Raw genomic sequence first — 16,002 nt, forward strand, 5'->3', positions numbered from 1 at the left:
AAATATAGTTGGACATAATTAATAGAAAAAGACTTTTTCAGAAAAAAGAGCAAAAATATGCAGTATTTCCCCTATCTTTGCATTTATTACTTTACATAGTAAAACAAAAGCTGATTAAGATATATCCAATGAAAGTTTCATTAATCATTTCAACCTACAATTGGCCTGAAGCGTTAAGACTTAGCCTTATGACAGTGTTGCATCAGACCCAATATCCGTACGAAATAGTTATAGCGGATGACGGCTCTACCATTGAAACTCAGAATATGATTAAAGAGCTTCAGACTGAATATCCTATCCCCATACAACACATTTGGCACGAAGACAAGGGGTTTAGGAAAACAATGATTATGAACAAGGCCATCAAAGCAGCTACGGGAGATTACATCATCCAAATTGATGGGGATATATTACTGCACCCTTATTTCATAGCAGATCATCTCGAAATAGCTGAGCCTGGATATTTCATAAGAGGCGGGCGTACACTCATCAATGCATTTAAAACAAGATTTTTTCTGCACCGCAATGCGCTTCGCCCCCAGAAAAGTAATTTAATGAGAAGTAACAATAAGTTCAATGCATTCAGAATACCCTTCCTTGCAAATATATTCAGTGGGATATCGGAAGATGTAACACATGTAAAAGGGTGCAATATGGCTTATTGGAAGAAAGACTTTATTGCAGTAAATGGCTATAATAATGATATTAATGGCTGGGGACATGAAGATATAGAGCTTGCTATCCGCCTTCATAATTCAGGAATTAAGATGAAAAAAGTGAAATTTAAAGCAATAGCTTACCACCTTCACCATCCTTTGAATTCAAGAAACTGTGAAGAAAAGAATATGGAAATTTCCAATCTTGCACTCAACAAAAAAATAATACGAGCAAAGAATGGATACGACAGCCTATAGCCGTACTTCAAAAGTCAGTATAATCGTTCCAATGTATAATGCAGCCTCTTTTCTAAAAGAGACTTTAGACAGTATTCTTAATCAAACTTTCACAGACTTTGAACTACTACTCATTGATGACTGTTCAAAAGACAATACCTTAGAAATAGCTAATTCTTTTTCTGATCCTCGTATTTGTGTTATTAAAAACGAAAAGAATTTAGGAGCCGGAGGCACCCGAAATAAAGGTATTGAACTCGCCCAATCAACCTATATTGCATTTTGTGACGCGGATGATATTATGTTTCCCAATAGATTAGAAGAGCAATATAACTTCATGGAACAGCATCCGGATATTGATATCTGCGGTAGTTTTGTAAAATTAATCAACAAGAGAGGTGCTATTACAGGTAAATTTACATTTCCGGTAAAACATGATAAAATAGCTGTTGAGATGTTCTTGCGCTGTGCATTCCAACAGTCCACAGCTTTTATCCGCAGTCAGTCTTTTAAGCAATCCGGACTTAAATATAAAGAAAATCATTATGCTGAGGATTATGATTTATGGGCCAACGCCATAAAAAAACTGAAATTTCATGTTATCCCTCATTTTTTGATGTACTACAAGATTTCTGATTCGCAGATATCTTCTGTATCTTTTGATAAACAGCAAAAAGATGCCTATCTGGTTTACAAACAGATGATGGAGGATTTAGGGGTTCGTTACAATGAACATATTATTGAACTTCATTATGAGTTGGCACATCGCAAGAAAAAAACATTCCCGGAAGAATGGATAAAAGAATATGAAACTTTCTGCAGAGAATGCCTTTTAAGGAATAAATCTGTAAAAATCTACAAAGACAAGCTCTGGAGACAAGCTATGATACATAATTATAAAAAGTCGCAATATTTATTGCATAATAAAATTGTAGCGACTATCAAGACATTTTTCAAATTCAAAATTCTCAAATAATGGATATCAAAATTTCTATTATCATACCAGCTTACAATGCACAAAAGTATATTGAGAGGTGTCTTCGGTCATTGTCTGTACAAGACATGCCAACTAATAATTATGAAGCGATTGTGATCAATGATGGTTCTACAGACAACACTCAAAGCCTTTTAGATGTATTATGTAAACAGTACTCATTTACCCGTTATGTATCTACCCCTAACAGCGGGCTTAGTGCATCCCGAAACAGAGGTGTAAAAGAAGCAACAGGAGAATATCTATTATTCTTAGATGCAGATGATAGTATTATACCCAACTGCTTAAAGGATATTTATGAGGAGATGTCCGGAAATCAACTGGATATGATGTTAATGAACTACCAATATATACTTCCCAACGGAACTCAACGGAAGGGCGGATATCATATTGATAAGAATGACGAGAAAATAGTCTCCGGCAAACAGTTTTTAATCAGAGAAAACTATCCGCCGATGATTCCATTGTATGCATATCGTCGCTCTTTTATTACCGAGAACAACCTCACTTTTCTTTCTATCGGACATGAAGATGAGGAGTTTACTCCCAAAGCTATTTACATGGCTAAGCGTATTAAATATTATCCTCTGACTTTCTATAACTATTTCCAGAATGAAGAGTCATTCATGCATACCTACAAAGAAAGTAACTTTTATGATATGCTCACTGCAATGGGTTCACTCAATAGGTTCAGACTTGAACACGAAAATGATCCTAAAATCATATCCTATTTCAACGACCACATTGCAAACAGAGTGATAATGATATTCAAACGCAGTATCAGGGACGGACATTCCATCCAAAAGGAGTTAATACAGAAAATTAAAGAAGAAGGTCTATATCCATTGTGTCCCCGAAAGCCATCCTTCTATATACGATTATTCAATTATTCGCCTACCTTATTTGAGAAATACTACCGCTTCATTAAGCATAAATAAGAAAAGAAACAGAAATAAAGATATTTTTTTAATACATTCCCAAAAAGTCTTTTTATTATTTACCCTCTTCAGATGTAATATCTTACGAACTTTTAGTATACTCTTCGTAGAGTTTCACTTCATTGTCCGTAGAGTTTCGCATCATTCTTCGTAGAGTTTCGAGCTGTTCCTCGTAGAGGAAAAACGTCCCAATATACCATTCTGATTTTCAACAGATTACAATAAAATCAAAATGTATTCTTTTTTCCTTTACCAAAGGATCTATTTTTTATACAACCAAGAAGTCTTTTTGTTCTCCAATAATTACAAATATACTTTATTCACACACCAGCTTATCCGTATTCATCCTCGTCATATATTGCTGAATTATTGCCTTCAACTCTGATTCCATAGAAGATTGTATTTCGGGCAAAGTACCTAGCAAATTATGTTCCAGCAAACGATCTGAAACAAAGTCATACAGGGCAACCGGCTCTTTACCATCAAACTGAAGTAGATAATGACCTTTATGATATTGATAAACACCGCCTATATAGTTCACTGCAGAAGTCTGATCGGCGGGAGTAGTGAGTAAATCACATCCGAAAGAAATGTAAGGCTTGTCATATCCCAAATATCCCAATACAGTAGGCATTATATCTATTTGTTGGGCTATAGCATCGATATGCCCTTTCAATGTACTACCCGGCTGGTAGAAAATGACGGGTACAGCAAATGTGCCACTTTCAGTCATATATTCGGGATGCTCCGTTTGATTGGTATGATCGGCTGTGATCACAAACAATGTATTATTGAACCAAGGCTCATGAGAAGCTCTCTCGAAAAAACGCTTCAACGCATAATCCGAATAACCAATACACTGATGAATAGGCAATGTCCCTTTGGGAAACTTACCCGTATACCGTTTGGGTATTACAAACGGATGATGGGAAGAAGCACTAAAAAGAGCAGCCGCAAAAGGTTGACGGAAAGAAGAAAGTTCATCTGCAAAAAACTGGAAAAACTCTTCGTCCCAGATAGCCCAGCGACCGTCAAAATCATCATCATTGTTATATTCTGTACGTCCGTAATAATCCTGAAAACCTGTAGCTCGCGAGAAAGCTTCAAAGCCCATTGAACCATTTTCGGCACCATGGAAAAAAGCAGTATAGTATCCCTTTTTACGTAACTCACCCCCAATACCGGATACTTTATTCATTGAAGCCGGTGTCAGAAAAAAGGGTTCTACAAACATAGGAATACCGGACAATACGGAGGGCATCCCATCAATACTTTTGTGCCCGTTGGCAAATGAGTATTCAAATGTGAGACTCTCTGAAATCAATGAATCCAGGAACGGGGTATATCCCTTATAAGCTCCCCCATCCAAATCTTTATTTAAAACACCAATGTATTCCTTTCCGAAGCTCTCCATGATAAATACCACCACATTCAGCGGACGGAACTGCACACTATCCGCCGGAGTATGGACAGGTGTATAAACGGCCTCCATCGCAGCCTCATCTTTATAATAGGCAGGTACTACAAACGGCTTTTTACCAATAGTACGTATCATCGCAAAAGGAGTATTAAGCACCAGCCCTGTCTCAATGGGACGATTGACATATTGGTTGGCATTACTAACCGTAATAGGTCGCACAGCAGCTCCGATACCACCACGCATACCAAATATGCAAAAAGGTATGACAGCAACAAGACAAACCAACTGCATTCCATAATAACTCCACGGATTCAGATTCTCTGATTTTCCCAAAGGCTTTCTGTATAACTTAAACATACCATAAATCAACACAACAGCCAGCAAAGTCAGATACCAATGATTCAGCAACTCTACTCCGATAATGCCTGCTATGTTATTCTCATTACTGAATTCATTGAAAACGGAAGCAGTGGTCCGGCGATTGGTAAACTGAAAATAGACCGTATCCATCAGATTCATAATCAGGGCAATACTATTAGTAAAGACAAAAACGCCTTTTGTCACTTGCTGATAGCGTTTATATTCTTTATAGTGTAATGGGAAAAACATCAGAAGAATGTACAAAGCATTGATATAAACAATAGCAGACGTATCAAAAACCAGCCCCCCTTTAAGTATTGTCATTAATTCAGCGCCTGTCAATTCTGAATAATAAGAGTAATTGACCCACAAAAAAACAAACCGACAAATCATAAAAAGAAGATAGGACAGCGCCAGATTACATAGTGCAGCAAGCACCACTCGTATATAAGGAAGGAAAGAAAGAGATCGTTTCATATTAATGTAATATCAAGTATAACAGCGACAAAATTAATATATTTAATTGGTTCTGCCATTAAAATACCCAAAAACACTTACCTTTGCAACCTATAAACCAGAAATTATAAAACGAATGAAAATAGCTTTTGATGCCAAAAGAGCAGCACAAAACCGCACAGGTCTCGGCAATTACAGCCGCTTTGTTATTGAAGGCTTAAGCCGTTACTACCCTGAAAACAAATACCTGTTGTACACTCCCAATGAACGAAAAGCAAAGTTATTGGGTAATTTGTCACAGCAAGAGAATTGTGTTGTCTGTTATCCAGATAAAGCGATCTGGAAAAATCTACCTTCATTGTGGCGTGTCAGCGGCATCAAAGGACAGCTGCAAAACGATCATCCGGCTATTTTCCACGGGCTTAGTAATGAACTCCCTTTAGGGATCGAACGGTTGAAAGAAATCAAAAGTATCGTTACGATTCATGACCTGATTTTCCTCCGTTATCCTGACTTTTACTCGTATATAGACCGTAACATATATACTTATAAATTTCGCCGGGCTTGCCAGATAGCCAGTAGTATTATCGCTGTAAGCGAATGTACCAAAAGAGACATCATACACTATTTTGATATCCCGGCAGAAAAAATAAAAGTTATTTATCAAGGATGTGATGAAAGTTTTCTCCACCCGGCAGACTCCGGTTTGAAAGAAGAAGCACGCAAACAATACGGGCTTCCGGAAAAATATCTTTTATATGTGGGAAGTATTGAAAGCCGCAAAAACCTGTTGTTAATAGCTAAGGCCCTTACAAAAGCTTCTTGTGACCTCCCTTTGGTAGCGATAGGAAAACATACCCCTTATGCAGATACCGTTCTTCAGTATGCGCGGGAGAACGGACTGTCGAATCGGCTTCTAATGTTGCACAACGTTTCGTTCCGTTATTTCCCTGCTATCTACCAGATGGCCTCTCTATTTATCTATCCAAGTTTTTTTGAGGGATTCGGTATTCCCATTCTGGAAGCATTAAACAGTAAAATTCCTGTAATCGGAGCTACAGGTTCTTGCCTGGAAGAAGCAGGTGGAGACCATTCCATCTACATAAATCCCGAAAATGAACAGGAACTTGCTGATGCCATAGATCGAGTCATGGCAAATCCCACCTTACAACAGGAAATGGTTGAAAAAGGAACAGAGTATGCTGCTCGTTTCGGACAAGAGACATTAACCCGGCAAATGATGGAACATTACCTCTCGCTGTAAAATTATTATTTCTGATTTCTTCTCAGATATTCTTCGTAGGTTCTTTTCCACCGATTATGACTCCACAGCCAATACTGAGGAGCTCGCTGAATAGTCGCCTCCAGGCGCCGGGCATAATCAACCGTTATTTCATAATTCGGGAAGGATTTGGGTTGATCGGTCATCAGGATAAACTCTGCATGATAATACCCTCTTCTTACTCTTTGTACATCTATATACACTACTACAGCATCGGTTGCTTTAGCAATGCCTTCTGCACCAACAAAGAATGAGGACTTATGATTCAGAAAATCAGTCCACATATTCACAAAATTCCAGTTGGGAGACTGATCGGATATAAAGCCAATGATGAAACGTTTATTCTGCTGTTTATAACGTACCAATTGACGTAAAGCCATGAACATCTCTATATTAACTGCACGAAAACGACTTCGCATTCGCAGGAATAGCTGATCAAAAGCCGGACTTTCCAATCGGTGATAAATCTGTCCTACCACAAGGTCTTTATCAATATCTAAATGTAAAGGTAAAGAAGCCACCCACTCCCAATTACAATAGTGGCCCAGATAAGCGACACAATCTCTATCCTTTATAATTTCATTTATCTTTTCCACACCACCAAAAGTCATCCGCCTGCGTATCTGCTTTTCGCTCATAGAAAACAGCTTAATCGTTTCCACCATATAATCACAAAAATAATGATAGAATGCTTTCTCTATTCTTTGTATCTCCCCCAACTCCTTTTCAGGGAAAGATTCAATCAGATTTTTCCGAACAATCTTCCTGCGATAACGAACACAATAATAAAGTGGAAAATACAATAAGTCAGAGAATATATAGAGAAATCGCAACGGTAATAAAGAAGCAACAAACCAAAAGAAAAAAACAAAATAATATAAAACAGTTTTCATACTCTCACTTATTTTTATGCTTAAAAACCCAACGAAGTAATAAAAAATTTATTGGAACTGCAATAGCCAAAACTAAAACAGGAGCCAACACCTTTGAAATTCCTAAATACAAGAAAAGGTTCAGAAAAGACAAATGAATCAAATAGTTAACCAGATGGCTTCCTCCAAAACCCAAGGCCTTCCTGATAGAAGGTGAACTATGGAAAGTAAGATACGAAGTGAGAAAGAAATTACATATCAAGCTAATCAAATATCCCACTGTATAGGCAACATTTACATTAATCCTTGTTTGTAACAGATAATAAACCCCATAATGTAAACCCGAAGCTAATACCCCGACCACACAAAACCGAATAAATTCGTATCGCTTTTCTCTTGATTTCAACATTCCTTCCATTATCTTACCTTAGTCGTGCACAGTCTTCGCATCCGGATTCTCCGTATCTTCATTATTCAATAAAACAGATTCAATATTATAACGGGGTCTATCTTTCACCTCAATATATATTTTCCCAATATATTCGCCCACAACTCCAAGGCTAATCAAAATTACAGCTCCCACAAACCAGACTGAAAGCATCAGTGAAGTCCACCCCGGAACAACATGACCAATCCAGAGTGAATGTAAGATATAGACCAATACTCCCACAGTTATTAATAGAAACAGTAGTCCTGCCAGAAGGATCATTCTCACCGGTCTCACAGAAAAGGAGGTAATGCCGTCTATCGCGAAGTTCAGCATTTTACTAAAGGGATATTTAGATTCTCCTGCAAATCGCTCAACCCGGTCATAATATACAGAAGCCGTATTATAACCGATTAATGGCACAATGCCTCTAAGAAAAAGATTTCTTTCACGAAACTTACACAACTGTTCAATGGCTCTCTTGCTCATTAGACGATAGTCAGCATGATTATAAACCGACTTTATCCCCATGGCACGCATGAACTTATAAAAGCTTAAAGCTGTAAAACGTTTAAAGAAAGTATCAGAGGTTCTGCTTTTACGTACGCCATAAACGATATCAAATCCTTCTTTATATTTAATGACCATTTCTTCTATAACAGCAGTATCATCCTGCAAGTCGGCATCAATAGAAATGACTATATCGCAAAATCTTCCGGCAACAGTAAGCCCCGCCATTAATGCATTCTGATGTCCTACATTACTGGCTAAATTGACCCCACAAATAGATTTATTATTTGAATGAAGAGTTGAAATCAAAGACCATGTTCCATCTGTACTTCCATCATTTACGTAAAGAATAAAACTATTGGGCGTTATCAGTTTCCTGTTGACGAGCGCCTCCATCACCTTGGTCAAACGTTTGGTTGTTTCAACCAATACCGCTTCTTCTTTATAACAGGGAACAACAATGGCAAGTCTCATTTCTTCTTTACTTTTCCGGTTAATCAATCAACAGACCTTCCACTTTACTTATTATCTGCTCTGGTTTAATATTTCTCATACAAGCATAATCCCCGCGAAAACAAGGTTTCTGCCCATATACCGAACAGGGACGGCAAGATAAATCAAGCTGTACTGTATTGATTGGCAACTGTTTCCAGCCCATAAAACCAGCGTAAGGATGAGTTGCTCCCCAAACGGAAACCACCGGAGTATTTACCAATGAAGCCAAATGCATATTAGCCGAATCCATAGAGAGCATCACATCCAGGTGGCTCATCAGATTCAGCTCCGTATTCATATTTAATTTACCGATCATAGACGTCACAGATGGATACTTTGACATCCATGAATCAAATACATTCTGTTCTCTCATTCCACCGCCAAACAGGAACACTTTAACATCCGGACGTTGAGCGAAATGGGCGACCACTTTCTCTTGTAATTCTATAGGATATATTTTTCCTTCATGCTTGGCAAAAGGAGCAATACCAATCCATTTTATCCCTTTCTCTTTGGCTCCGGTTACAGGTTCTATTAAAGAGAAATCTCCTTTTCCTTCGCCATAGACAGAAGTAAAATTCAACAAGACCGGGAAACCCAACTCCTCCAATACATCTGCATAGTGCCTGAAAGAGCTTTTCTGGTTCTCCAATACCTTGTTATGGCGCCGTACTAATTTCTTTTTCCCTTTTCGACCTTTATCAATAAATGCTACCGGAACTCCGGACATTCTAAACCTTAAACGGATATATTTCGTACGCAGCACATTATGAAAATCAGCCACATAGTCGAAATGAAGTTTTTTCAACTCCGAATAAAGTATATTCAATCCCCAGAATCCTTTGTGCTTACCGGTAAGATCTGCGCTTATAAAGTGTACATTGGATGGTAGACCTTGAAAAAGAGGCTGTAGCACCCCACGACTCAACACAGTAATTTCATGCTGAGGATACTGGGCTGCCAACGAATAGACTACCGGAATAGTCATGGCAACATCACCAAGTGCTGAGAATCGAATTATAAGAATACGGGCCATCGTTTATTTTTTAGCATAAAGTACCGGATTCAAAGCCGGATCATTATACATCTTCATCTGCTTATATACCTTCATGTATTTTCTGCCGGCCTCAATATCAGTCAACAATTGGTCAATAGCCGTTGACAGATCTTTCTGTTGTTCCAACAGAATAGAAAGTTTGGCCAGACATTGGTCATGATGTTCTTTCGTTGTATCCGTACGGTCTACTTCCTGCTGCATATGATAGATTTTCAAGGCAAGGATAGAGAGACGGTCAACAGCCCAAGCGGGACTTTCCGTATTAATCGTAGCGTTCGGCAGAGAAACTACATCTTTATATTTATCAAGGAAATAACTGTCAATCAATTCCACCAGATCCGTACGATCCTGATTGGACTTGTCAATTCTGCGTTTCAACTTCAATGCTTCTACCGGGTCAATCTGAGGATCACGGATTATATCTTCAAAATGCCATTGCACAGCATCAATCCAGTTCTTTAAATACAAATAATATTCAATCGATTTCAACTCGTATGGGTTATTCATCGGAGCATCCACACTATCTGTAATATGATAATCGCTGGTCGATTTCCCAAAAATGTCATTGCAAAGGTTACTAAATGTCATAATTATAATCATTTTAATGAATGTACAATAAGACAAAGCTAAAGAATTTTTCTCAGACGAACAATCCTTTCTTACTTTTAATTATACATCCATACTATAAACACGCATTATAGCTTCGTAAAACTTATCATAAGCCAGCTCTTTCTCAAAATATTTTTTAGCCTGATCGCCCAAACGATTACGCGTTTCAGCATCCAAGATCAATGATGACAAAGCCTGGGACAAAGCATCAACATCGCCTGGTGTCACTAACCATCCATTGTTTCCATGCTTAATAAACTCTACTTGTGCCCCATTATCCGTTGTTATAATACATTTTCCCGCCTGCATAAATTCTATGGCAGTCAATCCGAAAGCCTCTTTACACAAAGAAGGGGCAACTCCGATATCAGCATCTGCAATAAGTGCACGCACTTTATCCGAGTGTCCCAGAAATGCAACTTTATCAGCCAGCCCCTCTGAAACCACAAGTGCCTTCAATCGCTCAATAAAGTCATCCTTGCCCTTACCTATGATTACTGAGAAGAAATTAAGATGGTGAAGTTTGCCTAATGCTGTAATCAACTGAAGTATCCCTTTCGCCGGAACGACCCTCCCGACAAAAACAATCAGCGGACACTCTTTAGGAATATGAAATCTCTCACGAAGGGTTTCTGACTTATCTATAGGTTCTATATAGGGAGGAATACTGTTATGAACAACAATACTGCGTTCTTTAGGGAAACCGGGAACTGAGCCCAAAAATGTTTGTTCACCGAGTCGTGATACAAACACAATACGATTTATATGCCGATAGGCCCAAAGATAGAGAGGATTATTTTTCCCTTTTTTAATAAGATGCCTCGTGAGAACTATTTTTGCTTTACTCCCGGAAATACGTTTGGCAAGGATAACAGTAAACATTTCTTTGAAGCAATGGATATGTATAATATCCGTAGGATGTTTTTTTAAATACTTGCTTAACCGGATAACCGAGTAAAAATCTATAATTCCTTTGAAAGGTAACTGGTAATACTCCCCATCGATTCCTGCAACTCTCTGAGCTATAACAGAGCTTTTCCGTGAGAAAAAGGTGACAGCATGCCTGTGATTCGTAGAAGCTACAGCCAAGTCATATATATATTGTTCACCTCCTCCCCAAACAGGAGATGCAAAAATCTGAATGATATTCATATTTATTTCTATCTTACAGCTTTATAGCGAGTCGTCTTTGCCATCAGGCAGTAGTTTTTTACCTATCAAGTCCCGACAAAGATACTATTTTTTTTGTATTTTTGCCAAAAATGAAAAATGATATGAAAATTATTATAGATGACAAGATTCCTTATATACAAGAGGCTATCAAAGAAATTGCAGAGGAAGTTGTTTATATACCAGGAAAAGACTTTACACCAAAACTCATACACGATGCTGACGCACTAATTATCCGCACAAGAACTCATTGTAACCGCGAACTGCTGGAAGGTAGCCAGGTTAAGTTTATTGCAACTGCAACCATCGGGTTCGATCACATTGATACAGAATACTGTCGTACAGCCGGCATTACCTGGGCCAATGCTCCCGGATGTAATTCTGCTTCTGTAGCACAATACATTGAATCCGTACTCTCGTTGCTGAAGATCACCAAAGGTAAAAATCTTAATGAAATGTGTATAGGCATTGTAGGAGTTGGAAATGTAGGAAGTAAAATAATTGAAGTAGCAAAGACACAAGGGATGCGCATATTGCTGAATGACCTTCCCAAAGAAGAACAAGAAGGGAATGCTGAATTTTGTTCTTTAGAACAAATAGCGCAAGAATGTGACATAATAACTTTCCATGTGCCTCTATACAAAGACGGAAAATACAAAACCTACCATTTGGCAAACGAATCATTCTTCCGTACTCTCAAACGCAAACCCATAATTATCAACACTTCCCGTGGAGAAGTTATTGAAACAAAAGCATTGCTGGAAGCCCTACAAAAAGGAGTCATTTCTGAAGCAATCATTGATGTATGGGAAAATGAACCCACTATTAATCTTGAGTTATTGAATAAAGTAATAATAGGAACCCCTCACATCGCAGGATATTCAGCAGATGGAAAAGCAAATGCAACACGGATGTCATTGGACGCTCTCTGCCGGCATTTCGATATAAAAGCCAACTATACCATCACGCCTATGCAACCCCAAAACACATTCATACAAGCTGCAACTTTAGAGGAAGCTTTACTAAAAATATACGATCCACGCCAAGATAGTAACCGATTAAAATCACATCCTGAACAGTTTGAACAACTTCGGGGAGACTATCCTCTAAGAAGAGAAAAAGAGGCGTATATTATATCAGTTGAAGTGCCGGAATAAAATACGTATTTAACTTGGTGTTAATTAGTATACTTTATAGGTAAAAAGTACGTACTTTATACCTGTAAAAGTACGTACTTCTGTAAACATCAAAATGGTAGTTAAGACACTATGTTAATAAAGTTATAGGATTATGATGTTATAGGGCACAGAATAATTATATAATTGATTTTAAAACAACTATTCACCACATTTTATAAATTTGGAAATTACAATTTATTTATCTTTTAAATATCATGAAAAAACTTTTTTTACTTGCTTTTCTCCTTCTGAGCACTCTATCTGCAAACAGTAAGAAAGCCGGAGAATTTACTGTTTTACAATGGAATGTCTGGCAAGAAGGAACATCTGTACCAGGGGGTTACGACGCTATCATTAATGAAATTGTCCGTTTAAAACCAGACTTTGTCACCTTTAGCGAGGTCAGAAACTATAACAAAAGCAATTTTAGTGCCCGCATTCTGTCTTCCTTGCGAGAAAAGGGATTGACTTACTACTCTTTTTATAGCTATGACACCGGCTTATTGAGTAAACATCCCATCACAGATTCTCTGACAGTTTTTCCCGAGAATGGAGATCATGGTAGTATCTACCGACTATTGGCCACCGTCAACGGACACAAGGTAGCCGTATACACAGCCCACCTTGATTATCTGGATTGTGCATACTACAATGTACGCGGATATGACGGTTCTACCTGGAAAGAAATTCCCAAACCTCAAACAGTGGAAGAAGTATTGAAAGTAAATACAGATTCGCAACGTGATGATGCCATCAAGCTATTCATTGACCAAGCCCATAAGGATATGACCAACGGATATAGCATTATTTTAGGAGGAGATTTCAATGAGCCCTCTCATCGTGACTGGTTGGAAACGAACAAGGATATGTACGACCATAATGGCATGGTTATCCCCTGGACAGTAACCACTCTACTTGAAGAGGCCGGATTCATTGACAGCTATCGTGAAATTTATCCTGATCCGCTTACACACCCTGGATTTACTTATCCTTCGGACAATCTGTTAATAGCCCCCGAAAAGTTAACCTGGGCACCGAAAGCAGACGAACGTGACCGGATCGACTTCATTTTTTATCAAGGGAAAGGGCTACAAGCAGAAAAAGCAATTATATTCGGCCCCAAAAGTTCCATTGTACGAAGTCAAAGAGTAAAGGAAACATCCAAAGATAAATTCCTCCTTCCTAAAGGAGTATGGCCTACCGATCACAAAGGATTACTGGTCACATTCCGTTTCACGGAATAAACAGATAAACATCTGATAATGAGCGCTTATAAAAGTGTATTTTTTTTGTGATACAAGAGTGTACACTTTTATATAACAACAGGAATGTACACTTTTGCTATACAAGAGTGTACATTCTTATAATTCTTATTGAATCATAGCTGCCCAACCTCCGTTACGCACCATCTTAATCTTAAATGTATCACCCGATTTCACCTGACAATCCTTCTTTCTATAATCCATTGCCTGACGTCCGGCATTAATACCATCCTCAAAATAGGTCATCTGATAATTTTTGCCGGGGTTCAGAAAATCAAGAGAGATTTCGAATTCCCGTTCTTTTTGTTTATTATTTGTGATACCGCCTATAAACCACTGATTACCTTTACGTTTAGCTACGATTACATACTCTCCCGCATCAGCAGCCAATGCTTTAGTCTCATCCCATACTACCGGTACTTTAGTAATAAACTCCGTACAGTCCGGATTTCTATAATAAAGGGTAGGATTATCAGCTAACATCTGTATACCACTTTCAAATACAACAAACAATGCCAACTGATAAGCACGGGTACCAATGCTGGCCGAATTAGGACGTCTGGACTGATAAACTTCCGGTTGCATGCTGATCATTGCCCCCGGGGTATAGTCCATTGGGCCTACTGCATTACGCATAAAAGGTAAAAACAGACTATTGTCAGGATAGCATCCTCCCATTTGTTCCATACCACGTACTCCTTCATAAGAAAGCAGGTTCGGATACAGCTTCTCCAATCCGGCCGGTTTGAACGAACCATGCATATCTACAAACAGATGGTGTTTGGCTGCTTCTTTAGCAACACGTTCATAATAGTCCACCATCCACTGGTCACTACGATCCATAAAGTCAATTTTCAATCCTGCCACTCCCCAGTCTGCAAAGGTTTTAAATGAATCAAAGTTATTTTCTACAGCCAGCCATGTCAACCAAAGTGCAACGCCAACTCCCTTCTCTTTACCATAACGGATAATTTCATGTACATTTACTTCCGGATTCGGTGTATAAGGATCACGGGTACTCATAGCCCAACCTTCGTCCATTATAATATAAGGTATACCATATTTAGCTGCAAAATCAATATAATACTTATAAGTATCCAGATTAAAACCAGCTTTAAAGTTCACATCCGGCCCGTAAGGGGAAGCAGCATTCCACCATTCCCAACTGGCCTGCCCCGGTTTTATCCATGAGACACCATCCAAACGACATTTGGAAGCTAACTTGTCTGTCATAGTCTGCTCTAACAATTCAGTATCCTCCTTTGAAATAAAGAAATATCGCCAGGGGAAACTGCGGTTTCCTTTTGTTTTTGCAATATAGTCTGCCTCTTTTAGAATCTTCAGACTGCGGTCTCCGTCTTCACCAAACTCCAGAGGTACCCGTGGAAACACACCATGAATGCGTTCTTCAGCACCATTCCCTTTCAAAAACAGACAAGGATAATCTACCAGATCTGTCTCCGATATCAATATCTTATATTTCTTCCCGGTATCCATCAGAACCGGAAGATTAGACATTTTATCTTCAACTTTCCATTGAGAAGCAACAACATGACTATAGGGTTCCTCATAAGCAGTTTTAAAACCACCCGGCTGTTGCAAATGAGTCAGATAATCTCCAGCCAGACCGATAGAGAAATCTTCGTTCAGCACCTCTATTGCTTCTTTTTTATCAGTAACAAAACGATAAGCCACTGCATCATTATATACCCTGAACTCAACAGAATATCCTCCCTTGAATTTCAGACTCTCCCCATTATAATGGTTACGTATAGAAGAAAATTTCAGGGGAATAACCGGAGCTACCATTTCATCTGCCGAGAGTTTCTTTTTACCAACCAACTTCGGATTCTCTCCCAAAAACTGCCCTCTTAAAGTCATTCCCAACCGGCAATCCTTTAATAAAGTTTCATCATCATAGGATACGTTGTATACAATCTGCCCATTCAGGTTAATATCCACCTTCATTTTTCCGTCCGGTGATTTTATCTCAATATCTCGGGCATGAGCTGTAACCGCTCCCATACATAAAACGGCAATTAATACTCCGTATAGCTTTCGGCTATTTATAATACAGTT

The 16,002-nt window shown here is 38.5% G+C and carries 14 protein-coding genes; 6 read left to right on the forward strand and 8 right to left on the reverse strand.

Annotation, left to right across the window (positions count from 1 at the left end):
• The first annotated feature begins 128 nt into the window (after window positions 1-128).
• From VCM39_RS21070 to VCM39_RS21080, 3 genes are read left to right on the forward strand one after another with little or no spacing between them, the layout of a single operon-like run.
• Window positions 129-914 carry a glycosyltransferase family 2 protein gene (locus VCM39_RS21070; RefSeq protein WP_322933353.1) on the forward strand — a complete coding sequence of 262 codons (786 nt, stop codon included), beginning with the start codon at window positions 129-131 and terminating at the stop codon, window positions 912-914.
• Window positions 895-1,869, forward strand: coding sequence for a glycosyltransferase family 2 protein (locus tag VCM39_RS21075; RefSeq protein WP_322933354.1), 975 nt, complete (start codon window positions 895-897; stop codon window positions 1,867-1,869). Before VCM39_RS21070 ends, VCM39_RS21075 begins: the two co-directional genes overlap by 20 nt.
• Entirely contained in the window at window positions 1,869-2,825 is a 957-nt protein-coding gene (locus VCM39_RS21080) for a glycosyltransferase family 2 protein (RefSeq protein WP_322933355.1), read from the forward strand. Before VCM39_RS21075 ends, VCM39_RS21080 begins: the two co-directional genes overlap by 1 nt.
• Before the next feature lie 316 nt (window positions 2,826-3,141).
• Here the strand turns inward: VCM39_RS21080 and VCM39_RS21085 are convergent, their stop codons facing one another.
• On the reverse strand, window positions 3,142-5,082 hold the full coding sequence (locus VCM39_RS21085; RefSeq protein WP_322933356.1) for an LTA synthase family protein: 1,941 nt from the start codon (window positions 5,080-5,082) through the stop codon (window positions 3,142-3,144).
• Between the two features lie 115 nt (window positions 5,083-5,197).
• Between VCM39_RS21085 and VCM39_RS21090 the strand changes: the two genes are divergently transcribed.
• Window positions 5,198-6,325, forward strand: a complete 1,128-nt coding sequence (locus tag VCM39_RS21090) for a glycosyltransferase family 1 protein (RefSeq protein ID WP_322933357.1) — start codon at window positions 5,198-5,200, stop codon at window positions 6,323-6,325.
• A gap of 5 nt (window positions 6,326-6,330) precedes the next feature.
• On the opposite strand, the gene VCM39_RS21095 is transcribed toward VCM39_RS21090, so the two are convergent.
• The 6 genes from VCM39_RS21095 to VCM39_RS21120 all read right to left on the reverse strand — a co-directional run bounded on the left by VCM39_RS21095 (window position 6,331) and on the right by VCM39_RS21120 (window position 11,465).
• Complete coding sequence (locus tag VCM39_RS21095; protein WP_002558690.1) at window positions 6,331-7,236, reverse strand: lysophospholipid acyltransferase family protein; 906 nt, start codon at window positions 7,234-7,236, stop codon at window positions 6,331-6,333.
• A gap of 4 nt (window positions 7,237-7,240) precedes the next feature.
• On the reverse strand, window positions 7,241-7,624 hold the full coding sequence (locus VCM39_RS21100; protein ID WP_221650665.1) for a GtrA family protein: 384 nt from the start codon (window positions 7,622-7,624) through the stop codon (window positions 7,241-7,243).
• 18 nt (window positions 7,625-7,642) lie between these two features.
• Complete coding sequence (locus VCM39_RS21105; protein ID WP_221650658.1) at window positions 7,643-8,626, reverse strand: glycosyltransferase family 2 protein; 984 nt, start codon at window positions 8,624-8,626, stop codon at window positions 7,643-7,645.
• A 19-nt stretch (window positions 8,627-8,645) separates the two neighbouring features.
• On the reverse strand, window positions 8,646-9,683 hold the full coding sequence (locus tag VCM39_RS21110; RefSeq protein ID WP_221650657.1) for a glycosyltransferase family 9 protein: 1,038 nt from the start codon (window positions 9,681-9,683) through the stop codon (window positions 8,646-8,648).
• A 3-nt stretch (window positions 9,684-9,686) separates the two neighbouring features.
• Entirely contained in the window at window positions 9,687-10,292 is a 606-nt protein-coding gene (locus tag VCM39_RS21115) for a DUF4254 domain-containing protein (protein WP_221650656.1), read from the reverse strand.
• An 81-nt stretch (window positions 10,293-10,373) separates the two neighbouring features.
• Window positions 10,374-11,465: a glycosyltransferase family 4 protein gene (locus VCM39_RS21120; protein WP_221650655.1), complete on the reverse strand. Its 1,092-nt coding sequence runs from the start codon at window positions 11,463-11,465 to the stop codon at window positions 10,374-10,376.
• Between the two features lie 122 nt (window positions 11,466-11,587).
• On the opposite strand from VCM39_RS21120, the gene pdxB reads away from it, so the two are divergent.
• Complete coding sequence (gene pdxB / locus VCM39_RS21125) at window positions 11,588-12,640, forward strand: 4-phosphoerythronate dehydrogenase PdxB (RefSeq protein WP_289292251.1); 1,053 nt, start codon at window positions 11,588-11,590, stop codon at window positions 12,638-12,640.
• Between the two features lie 236 nt (window positions 12,641-12,876).
• Window positions 12,877-13,905, forward strand: a complete 1,029-nt coding sequence (locus tag VCM39_RS21130; protein ID WP_322933358.1) for an endonuclease/exonuclease/phosphatase family protein — start codon at window positions 12,877-12,879, stop codon at window positions 13,903-13,905.
• Between the two features lie 126 nt (window positions 13,906-14,031).
• Here VCM39_RS21130 and VCM39_RS21135 read toward each other — a convergent pair whose 3' ends face one another.
• Window positions 14,032-15,948, reverse strand: a complete 1,917-nt coding sequence (locus VCM39_RS21135; RefSeq protein WP_323674008.1) for a glycoside hydrolase family 97 protein — start codon at window positions 15,946-15,948, stop codon at window positions 14,032-14,034.
• Window positions 15,949-16,002: the final 54 nt, after the last annotated feature.

The organism is Bacteroides mucinivorans (assembly GCF_034654355.2).
Lineage (GTDB): Bacteria > Bacteroidota > Bacteroidia > Bacteroidales > Bacteroidaceae > Bacteroides > Bacteroides nordii.

Coding starts and splice junctions, on each gene's coding strand:
- VCM39_RS21075 (WP_322933354.1), top strand. CDS start 895: ATGGATACGACAGCCTATAGCCGTACTTCAAAAGTCAGTATAATCGTT.
- VCM39_RS21080 (WP_322933355.1), top strand. CDS start 1,869: ATGGATATCAAAATTTCTATTATCATACCAGCTTACAATGCACAAAAG.
- VCM39_RS21090 (WP_322933357.1), top strand. CDS start 5,198: ATGAAAATAGCTTTTGATGCCAAAAGAGCAGCACAAAACCGCACAGGT.
- VCM39_RS21105 (WP_221650658.1), bottom strand. CDS start 8,626: ATGAGACTTGCCATTGTTGTTCCCTGTTATAAAGAAGAAGCGGTATTG.
- VCM39_RS21120 (WP_221650655.1), bottom strand. CDS start 11,465: ATGAATATCATTCAGATTTTTGCATCTCCTGTTTGGGGAGGAGGTGAA.
- VCM39_RS21095 (WP_002558690.1), bottom strand. CDS start 7,236: ATGAAAACTGTTTTATATTATTTTGTTTTTTTCTTTTGGTTTGTTGCT.
- VCM39_RS21100 (WP_221650665.1), bottom strand. CDS start 7,624: ATGTTGAAATCAAGAGAAAAGCGATACGAATTTATTCGGTTTTGTGTG.
- VCM39_RS21130 (WP_322933358.1), top strand. CDS start 12,877: ATGAAAAAACTTTTTTTACTTGCTTTTCTCCTTCTGAGCACTCTATCT.
- VCM39_RS21115 (WP_221650656.1), bottom strand. CDS start 10,292: ATGACATTTAGTAACCTTTGCAATGACATTTTTGGGAAATCGACCAGC.
- VCM39_RS21135 (WP_323674008.1), bottom strand. CDS start 15,948: ATGGGAGCGGTTACAGCTCATGCCCGAGATATTGAGATAAAATCACCG.
- VCM39_RS21070 (WP_322933353.1), top strand. CDS start 129: ATGAAAGTTTCATTAATCATTTCAACCTACAATTGGCCTGAAGCGTTA.
- VCM39_RS21085 (WP_322933356.1), bottom strand. CDS start 5,082: ATGAAACGATCTCTTTCTTTCCTTCCTTATATACGAGTGGTGCTTGCT.
- pdxB (WP_289292251.1), top strand. CDS start 11,588: ATGAAAATTATTATAGATGACAAGATTCCTTATATACAAGAGGCTATC.
- VCM39_RS21110 (WP_221650657.1), bottom strand. CDS start 9,683: ATGGCCCGTATTCTTATAATTCGATTCTCAGCACTTGGTGATGTTGCC.